Origin of the sequence: Mesorhizobium sp. M2E.F.Ca.ET.209.01.1.1 (assembly GCF_004010375.2) — a bacterium.
In the GTDB taxonomy this organism is placed as follows: domain Bacteria; phylum Pseudomonadota; class Alphaproteobacteria; order Rhizobiales; family Rhizobiaceae; genus Mesorhizobium.
The window spans coordinates 1-300 of record NZ_SADP02001024.1 but is presented as its reverse complement, the minus strand read 5'-3'; the positions used below and the strand labels follow the sequence as shown (position 1 = coordinate 300).

The following is a 300-nucleotide window of genomic DNA, read 5'->3' as shown; positions in this document are numbered from 1 at the left end:
CATGCCGAGGCTTTCGGCGATGTCGTCCGTCACCGGCTGGATACGCACGCCAAGCCAGCCGCGCCGCGTCTCGCCATACTGGCGAAGCTGGTCGACGACGCCCGCGGCAAGCTGCGAGGGGATGGAGAAACCGATACCGATCGAGCCGCCCGACGGCGAGATGATCGCGGTGTTGATGCCGATGACCTCGCCTTGGGCGTTGAACAGCGGGCCGCCGGAATTGCCGCGATTGATCGCGGCGTCGGTCTGGATGAAGTCGTCATACGGGCCGGAATTGATGTCGCGGTTGCGTGCCGACAC

1 protein-coding gene is annotated in these 300 nt (G+C 65.7%); it reads right to left on the bottom strand.

All coding sequences use genetic code 11. The features are described 5' to 3' along the window. Nucleotides 1-300: trypsin-like serine protease (locus tag EN852_RS38955; protein ID WP_135879911.1), on the bottom strand; the 300-nt coding region annotated here is incomplete at both ends.